Origin of the sequence: Ramlibacter sp., assembly GCF_028291745.1 — a bacterium.
Lineage (GTDB): Bacteria > Pseudomonadota > Gammaproteobacteria > Burkholderiales > Burkholderiaceae_C > Ramlibacter.
The window spans coordinates 24919-31372 of record NZ_JAQGNQ010000084.1; the positions used below are offsets into that span (position 1 = coordinate 24919).

Below are 6454 nucleotides of genomic sequence, written 5' to 3' on the forward strand. Positions count from 1 at the left end.
CGACAATGCGGGGATGAGCGAGTGCACCCGGCTTCCCCACTTCGCCGAGCGGCTGCGGCAAGCCGGCGCGGGCGCCATGCACGCGCATCGCGTGCTGCGGCTGTGGGCGCAGGGGCGAGCCACGACCGCGGGGCGGCGCCGGGTCGAAGACTACTTTCCACGTACGCTGCAGCTCGCGCTGCCGGAGATCGAGGGCGAACTCGCTGCACTGGCGACGCTGCATTCGGCGCACCCCGGCGCCGACGGCTCCGAGCGACTGCTGGTGCGACTGGCCGATGGCCAGACGGTGGAAAGCGTGCTGCTGCCGCGCGGCGGCCTGTGCATTTCCTCGCAGGTGGGTTGTGCCGTCGGCTGCCTCTTTTGCATGACCGGTCGCGACGGCCTGCTGCGCCAGTTGGGCAGCGCGGAGATGGTGGCTCAGGTGGCGCTCGCACGGACCCGGCGCGCCGTGCACAAGGTGGTGTTCATGGGCATGGGCGAGCCCTCGCACAACCTCGATGAAGTGCTGGACGCGATCGATTTTCTCGGCACCACCGGGGGCATCGGCCACAAGAACCTGGTGTTCTCCACCGTGGGCGATCCGCGCGCCTTCGAGCGCCTGCCGCAAGGACGCGTGAAGCCCGCGCTGGCGCTCTCGCTGCATACCACCGACGCGCAATTGCGCCGCAAGCTGCTGCCGCGGGCGCCGCGGCTGGCACCCGACGAACTGGTGGCGGCGGCCGACGGCTATGCGCGCGCTTGCGGGTATCCGGTGCAGTATCAATGGACGCTGCTGGAGGGCATCAACGACAGCGACGCGGAGATCGATGCCGTCGCCACGCTGCTGGCGGGCCGCTACGGCGTGCTGAACCTGATCCCCTTCAACGAGGGCGAGGGCCTGCCCTTTCGCCGGCCGGCGTGGGAGCGCGCCGCGCACATGGCGCGCACGCTGCATCGGCGCGGCATCCTCACCAAGCTGCGGCACTCGGCGGGGCAGGATGTGGATGGGGGCTGTGGGCAGTTGCGGGCACGGGTGGTGGACGCAGAAACGGAAGCCGCACAGGTCCGACCGCTCGTGCGCATTGCGCGCGCCGTCGTGGATTGCGGGCCAAGCCCGCAATGACATTCACCGCAATGACACCCCCCGGATGTCATCCCCGGCCTGACCCGGGATCCACGGATTGCGCCGCGCCGCGCAATGCCGCAATCACCTCCTCGTCCTCCAGCTGCGGGAACGCCGCATAGAACTGCCCCACCGCGCGAAAGCCTCGCGGCACCTGCAGGCACACCACTTCGTCGGCATGCGCCTTCACCAGCGCCACGGCCTGCGCTGAAGCCACCGGCACTGCGCACACCAGCCGCGCCGGTGCGCGCTGACGCAGCGCGTGCAGCGCGGCGATCATCGTGGCACCGGTGGCCAGTCCGTCATCGACCACGATCACGACGCGGCCGGCCGCTGCCATCGCAGGACGGTTCGGCGTGTACAGCGCCCGCCGCCGCGCGAGCTCCTGCAACTGCTCCTGCACCTGGGTGTCGAGGTAAGCCGGCGTGGCGCGCATCGCGGCGGCATGCGGCGCGACGTAGACCCAGCCGGCTTCGTCGATGGCGCCAACCGCCACTTCGGGAGCTCCCGGCGCGTGCAGCTTGCGCACCAGCACCAGGTCCAGATCCCCCGCCAGCTGCTGCGCGATCACTGCCCCCATCGGCACCGCACCGCGCGGGATCGCCAGCACGAGCGGGTCTTGCCCGCGCCAGGCGGCCAGCGCCTGGGCAAGCTGCTCGGCTGCGTCGATGCGATCGCGGAACACGGCTTCGTGCTTCGGGCTGCCTCAGGCGTGCGGCTCGCGCCAGGGCGTCGGGCCTTCGCGCGGCAGTTGCACGGGAGACGCGGGGTGCGGCTGCAGGCCGCGCAACTGATGCTCGAGCTGGGCGATGCGATGCAGGTAGCCCAGCAGCAGGCTGGTCGTGAACAGGTCCAGCCCGTGCGCCGTCCGCAGGCGCGCGGCCTGCCGCAAGGGGATGACCCAGCCGCCGCTGAACTGCCGGCGCTCGCTGCCTTCCGCCGGCAAGGGGACCAGTCCGCCGTGCTTCACCAGGGCATCGAGCTCGGGCCCCGCGATGCCGCACAGCCGTGCCAGGTCAGCTTGGCCGATCCGGTGTTGCGCGTCCAGCCAGTGCGAGTCCGAAACTTCGATGCTGTCCATGGAGCCTCCTTGGCAGCGTGGCTGTGCATAGCACAGCTTACGCCGGCAGTGCCTGGGCGTGGCTACATGCGCGGAGGCCGCCTCCTGCAGTCGCGGGTGACGCGCGGCGGATTTCGACGCCAGGCGCAAGCCCGGCCGCGACTAGCTCTTTCGTATTCATTGGCCAGGAAGCTCAACAGTTATTTACCAAAGAGCTACGTCGCAGCACCAAAGTACGTGAACTAGGTCACGTTGGAGCCTTGCCTCCGGAAGCCATTGGGAATAACTTTCGAGCATCCTTACATTTATCGTCTGGCGGGATATGCAAATGAGCTGGTTCAAGGGCGGTCTGAGAAACAGTATCTACGGTCTGCTGGGCAGTTCGGGCACACCGAGCGACTCCGTGATGGAAGCCGGCACCGAAGATATCCGTGAAGCAATGCTCGACCTGCTGGGGCAGGCCGGCCTCAAGCAGTTCGCGCACGTCACGCGCCGGGTGCGCTATGCCAACGACATCCAGGCACTGTGGTACCTGCGCGGCGACCTGCTCGCGGCGCTGGCCTCGGTCGAAGGCGAAATGGCGGCGCGGGAGAAGGTCTCCGGCGTCACCGAGATGTTCCGTGGCCTGCTGCCGGCCAGCCTGAATTCGCGCCCCAGTCCGCTCATGAGTTGAGCGCCCGGTCGCTCCGCCAGCACCGAAAAGCGCGGCCCGGCCGCGCTTTTTCGTTGCCGCTCAGTGCAGATGGCCCCAGAGGAGAAAGGCGTCCCGCCCCTCGGCCGCGAGCGTGACCTTGGCGCCGACCGGCAGGCACACCTTGGTGGGCACGTGGCCGAAAGGCAGCCCGGTCAGCACCGGCGCCTTGACCTGGCCGCGCAGCCACTCGATCACCGTCTTGAGCTTGAAGCCCTTGTCGTGCGGCACCGGCACCCAGTTCGTGAAGTGCCCCAGCACGATGGCCTTCTGCTTTTGCAGCACGCCCGTGTACAGCAGTTGCGTCAGCATCCGTTCGATGCGGTAGGGGTGCTCGTGAACGTCCTCGAGGAACAGGATGCCGCCCTTCACCTGCGGCAGCCACGGCGTACCGGCGAGCGCCGAGATGATCGCCAGGTTGCCGCCCCACAGCACACCTTTCACCTGCAAGGGCTCGGCGACGCGTTCGGCCGCCGGCAGTTGCCAGCCGGTGCCTTCGCCCTGCCCGCTGGCGAGGTCCTCGAAGCAGGCCTGCATGATCTCGTCGGGCTCCGCTTCCACCCCGAAGTCCTCGCCGACGGCGGGGCCCGACCACGTCATGCGCCCGGTCTCGGCCAGCACCGCGTTCTGGAAGGCCGTGAAATCGGAGAGACCGACGAAGCGCGTGCCCCGGTCGATCGCCTTGGCGATCGCCTTGTACGGCAGCGCGGGCAGCAGCCGCGTGAGGCCATAGCCGCCGCGCGTGATGATCGCGATGTCGGCGCCGCTGGCGGTCGCCCGTTCGATCGCGGCGAGGCGCGTCTCGTCGTCCCCGGCAAAGCGCATGTGGGTGGCGAACACGGCGGGATCGAGTTCGACCTGGTGGCCCAGGGCCTTGAGGCGGGCGATGCCGCGCTTGACGGCCGCCGTGTTGCGCACGGCACTGGAGGGGGAAAAGATGTAGATGCTTTGCGTCACGGGCGGAAGTATCCCACCGCCTCGCGCGCGATCGCCTCGCCCTGCTCCTGCACGAAGTGGCCGGCCTGCGGCAGCACGATGGGCTCGGGGCAGCCGCGGATCTGCGCGCGCAGCGCCTGCATCACGGGCACGCCCAGCACCGGGTCCTGGGCGCCGATCGCCATCAGCGTGCGGCCCTGCCAGTGCTGCGAGAGAAAGGCGCGCGCCTGGCGTGAGACGGCAGCGCCGTCGGCATCAGGCCTCTCGGGCACCATCTTCGGAAACGCGCGCAATGCGGCGCGGTGGCCGCGATCCGGGAACGGCGCGTCGTAGGCAGCACACTCCTGCGGTGAAAGATGCGGATTCGCGCGCGCCAGCAGGCGGCCCACGCCGAACCCCGGGTTCTTCGCGCACATCGCGCGCCACGCCAGGAAGCCGGGTGTGAGGGGCGCATCGCCGGTGCCCAGCGCGGTGTTCAGCACCAGCAGGCCACGATAGCGGTCCGGGTCTTCCATCGGCAGCGTCAGTCCGAGCAGCCCGCCCCAGTCCTGCAGCACCAGCACGATGTCGCGCAGGTCCAGGCGCTCGACGAACTCCAGCAGCAGCTGCCGGTGCCATTCGAAGCCATGGCTGCTTTCGCGCTTGGGCTTGTCGCTCTTGCCGAAGCCGACCAGGTCCGGCGCGACCACGCGATCTCCGGCCGCGAGGAACACCGGGATCATGCGGCGCCAGCTGTAGCTCCACGACGGATTGCCATGCAGGCACAACCAGGTGATGGACGCATCGGGCGGCCCCTCGTCGAGGTAGTGCATGCGCAGGCCCGCGAGCGCCGGCAGGTCGGCCAGGTAGTGTGGCGCCCAGGGATAGTCCGGCAGGTCGCGAAAGCGCTCCTCGGGCGTGCGCAGCGCGTCCTCGCGCAAGGCCTGGGCGTTCGTGCGCGCCTCCTGCCGGCGGCGGCGGAAGAATTCGCTGAGCAGCGCACTGCATTCGGACGCCAGCACGCCGCTGGTGACGGTCGTCTGGTGGTTCAGGCGCTCCTGCGCGAACAGGTCGACGACGGAGCCCGCGGCCCCGGTCTTCGCATCGGCCGCGGCATGGACGACGCGTGCCAGCCGCGCGTGCAGCATCGCGCCGCTGCACATCGCGCAGGGTTCCAGCGTGACGAACAACTCGCAGCCGTCGAGGCGATAGTTGCCCAGTGCCTGCGCCGCCTGCTGCAGCGCCCGGAGCTCCGCATGGGCGGTCGGGTCGTGGCTGGAGACCGGGGCGTTGTGGGCGCGGCCGACGATCGCATCGCCGTGCACGACCACCGCACCGACCGGCACTTCGCCGGCAGCGAGGGCGAGGTGCGCCTGCGCGAGCGCCTCGCGCATGAACGCCTCGTCCCGCGCCGCGCTCACTTGCTGTCGTCGGGCATGGGGCGCGGTTGCTGCATCGCGCTTTCGACGGCGCTCTTGTATTGCTGCACCTGCTGCTGCGGTCTCGCTGCCGGGGCGCTGGCCGTGCTGCCGGGAAGCACCGGCGCCACGCCGGCACTCAACTGCTTTTTCGCCGTGAAGCCGACGACCGCCAGCACCACCAGCAGCCCGACGATCGTGAAGATGCCCCTCATTGCCTGTCCTCCATGCCCAGTCGCTTCATCCATTCGGCCAGTTCGCGTTCATCGTCGTTGCCGCCTTCGTAGGCCTGCTGCATGCGGGCATGCGACTCGGGGCGATGCTGATTCAACTTGAGCTTGGCGGACCACTGTTCCACCGCCAGTTCGAAGCCGACGATGCCGGCCAGCATCTTCTGCGCGAACTCCTCGCCCAGGCTGCGCCATTGCTGCGCGTAGGCAGGCTCGTGGTCGCCGATCAATTTCTTCAGCAGTTCGTCCTTTGCCGCCGGCTCCTCCACCAGGCGCGCACGCACGCGGCAATGCACGGTGAGGTAGTTCCAGCTCGGCACGCGCAGCCGGTCCGGGTACACCTTCGGCGAGAGATAGGCGTGCGGGCCCATGAAGGTGACCAGGGCCTCGGGCCGCGCCTGCAGGTAGCGCCAGTGCGGATTGGGCTTGGCGCAGTGGCCGAGCAGCACGAACCGGGCGTCCCTTTCCTCCAGGTGCAGCGGCAGGTGCGAGACGAACGGAAAGCCGCTGTCGTCGGTGGAGATCAGGCTCGCGAAGGCATGGCGTCGCATCAGCTCCGCGGCGAGCGCGGGGTCGTCAGAGCGGAACTGCGGCGGCTGGTACATGGGGGCAATTGTGCCTGCAGCGGCCTGGCGGTCCAAGGAGCGGGCCGGCAACTCCGCGAGTGATCGCGCGGATCTTGCCGAGGATGTCATCCCGGGCTTGACCCACTGCTGTCCGGAACGCGCGGCATTGCTGCTTGGCCGTGCTCCACTTCCGCTGTCAGCACCAGGGCGGTCGCGCAAGACGCTGTGCGGTGCGGGCCCGCGGGGTGGCGTCCCGATCGCGTGAACGCGATCGGGCAGACCTGCGCTGGCCGGTCTTGCGGCCCACGCGAAGAACTCGTCTGCAGTTTGGCCTGCGGCCAAACTGCGAACTCGAACAGCTTCGCGAATCAGAGACGTACGCGCTCCTCGATACGCGCTGCGCGCTCTCGTAGGAGCGCTGGGCCGCAAGACCGGCCAGCGCAGGCGCCACCCCTTTATGCGGGCCCACACC

General features: G+C 69.3%; 8 protein-coding genes. 2 read left to right on the forward strand and 6 right to left on the reverse strand.

The genetic code is table 11. From position 1 onward, the window contains the following. Window positions 1–13 precede the first annotated feature (13 nt). A complete protein-coding gene (locus JWP60_RS15465) occupies window positions 14–1102 on the forward strand; it encodes an RNA methyltransferase (protein WP_299793097.1) in 1089 nt (362 codons plus the stop codon). Between the two features lie 28 nt (window positions 1103–1130). On the opposite strand, the gene JWP60_RS15470 is transcribed toward JWP60_RS15465, so the two are convergent. Together JWP60_RS15470 and JWP60_RS15475 are read right to left on the reverse strand one after the other, a co-directional pair. After that, complete coding sequence (locus JWP60_RS15470; RefSeq protein WP_299793100.1) at window positions 1131–1787, reverse strand: phosphoribosyltransferase family protein; 657 nt, start codon at window positions 1785–1787, stop codon at window positions 1131–1133. A 21-nt stretch (window positions 1788–1808) separates the two neighbouring features. Beyond that, window positions 1809–2183: a hypothetical protein gene (locus tag JWP60_RS15475; RefSeq protein ID WP_299793103.1), complete on the reverse strand. Its 375-nt coding sequence runs from the start codon at window positions 2181–2183 to the stop codon at window positions 1809–1811. Between the two features lie 307 nt (window positions 2184–2490). On the opposite strand from JWP60_RS15475, the gene JWP60_RS15480 reads away from it, so the two are divergent. Then, entirely contained in the window at window positions 2491–2835 is a 345-nt protein-coding gene (locus JWP60_RS15480) for a hypothetical protein (RefSeq protein WP_299793106.1), read from the forward strand. 60 nt (window positions 2836–2895) lie between these two features. Here JWP60_RS15480 and JWP60_RS15485 read toward each other — a convergent pair whose 3' ends face one another. The 4 genes from JWP60_RS15485 to JWP60_RS15500 are packed head-to-tail and all read right to left on the reverse strand — an operon-like array spanning window position 2896 to window position 6021. Next, on the reverse strand, window positions 2896–3810 hold the full coding sequence (locus tag JWP60_RS15485; RefSeq protein WP_299793109.1) for an LD-carboxypeptidase: 915 nt from the start codon (window positions 3808–3810) through the stop codon (window positions 2896–2898). After that, the gene (gene tadA / locus JWP60_RS15490) at window positions 3807–5189 is read right to left on the reverse strand and encodes a tRNA adenosine(34) deaminase TadA (RefSeq protein ID WP_299793111.1); all 1383 of its coding nucleotides are present in this window, start codon (window positions 5187–5189) and stop codon (window positions 3807–3809) included. The genes JWP60_RS15485 and tadA overlap by 4 nt, the downstream gene beginning before the upstream one ends. After that, window positions 5186–5401, reverse strand: a complete 216-nt coding sequence (locus JWP60_RS15495) for a hypothetical protein (protein WP_299793113.1) — start codon at window positions 5399–5401, stop codon at window positions 5186–5188. Before JWP60_RS15495 ends, tadA begins: the two co-directional genes overlap by 4 nt. Further along, entirely contained in the window at window positions 5398–6021 is a 624-nt protein-coding gene (locus JWP60_RS15500) for an FMN-binding negative transcriptional regulator (RefSeq protein WP_299793115.1), read from the reverse strand. The genes JWP60_RS15495 and JWP60_RS15500 overlap by 4 nt, the downstream gene beginning before the upstream one ends. Between the last annotated feature and the right edge of the window lie 433 nt (window positions 6022–6454).